Source organism: Acidovorax sp. KPB24-07 (genome assembly GCF_057543315.1).
Map to the genome: position 1 here is coordinate 1 of NZ_BAAJYS010000783.1, position 929 is coordinate 929.

The 929-nt window shown below is 75.7% G+C and carries 2 protein-coding genes; both read left to right on the forward strand.

Annotated features, from left to right (window positions below; translation table 11 throughout):
- Nucleotides 1-288, forward strand: a 288-nt coding sequence (locus AC27IQ_RS25770) for a response regulator transcription factor (RefSeq protein ID WP_487091337.1), incomplete at its 5' end; no start/stop codon positions are given.
- Nucleotides 288-848 carry a hypothetical protein gene (locus AC27IQ_RS25775; RefSeq protein ID WP_487091338.1) on the forward strand — a complete coding sequence of 187 codons (561 nt, stop codon included), beginning with the start codon at nucleotides 288-290 and terminating at the stop codon, nucleotides 846-848. The genes AC27IQ_RS25770 and AC27IQ_RS25775, both read left to right, overlap by 1 nt.
- The last annotated feature ends 81 nt before the right edge of the window (nucleotides 849-929 follow it).

The following is a 929-nucleotide window of genomic DNA, read 5'->3' on the forward strand; positions in this document are numbered from 1 at the left end:
ATCCTCGCCCTGCTGGCCTCGGCCCCCGGCCAAGGCGCCAGCACCGCACCGCCGGCCCCTGGCGCCGGCAGTGGCGCTGCCGACGGGGTGCTGCGCGTGGCGCTGTCGGCGCGCGAGTTGCAGGTGCTGCACCAGGTGGCGCTCGGGGACACCAACCGCGAGATCGCGCACACCCTGGGCCTGTCCGTGCACACCGTGGAATGCCACACCCGCAGCATCTACCGCAAGCTGGTGGTGCGCACCCGCACGGAGGCCGTGGTCCTGGCACAGGCGCAAGGCTGGCTCTAGTGGAGCGCAGGGCGTCGCGTGGTGCCTCGCTGGCGCTGGCTGCCCTGCTCGCCCTGGGCGCGGTGGCCCTGCTGGTGAGCGCCTTGCTGCCGTCCCCGCGGGCCTGGGGGGCGGGCGATCTCCTGGCCTTCACCGCCGTGGAGTCGGTGCGCGGCGAGCCGCTGGAGGCCATGGCATCCCAGGCGCCCGCCGTGGCCGCGCCGCCCGCGCACGGCTGGGTGCCCGTCACCTTGCCCGATGCCTGGAGCGACCGCTGGCCCGCGCACGACGGCGTGGTGTGGTACCGCCTGCGCTTCACGCTGCCGCCCGACATCCCCGCGGAGCGGGAGTTCGCACTCGCCCTGGACGCGATGAACATGGCCGGCGCGGTGTGGCTCGACGGCCAGTTGCTGTGGCGCGACGAGCGCCTGGCCGAACCCGGCTTGACCCGGGCCTGGAACCAGCCGCGCTTCGTGCGCCTGGGCGCGCTGCGGGCGCGGGGCCGGGCCGTGCGCAGGCCGGGGACGAGCACACGCTGCTTGTGCGCATCACCGGCTACGCGCCCTATGTGGGCGGCCTGAGCGAGGTGTGGCTGGGGGCCGCGGACCCGGTGCAGCGCCTGCACGCCCAGGCGCAATGGTGGCGCGTGGGCCTGCAGCAGG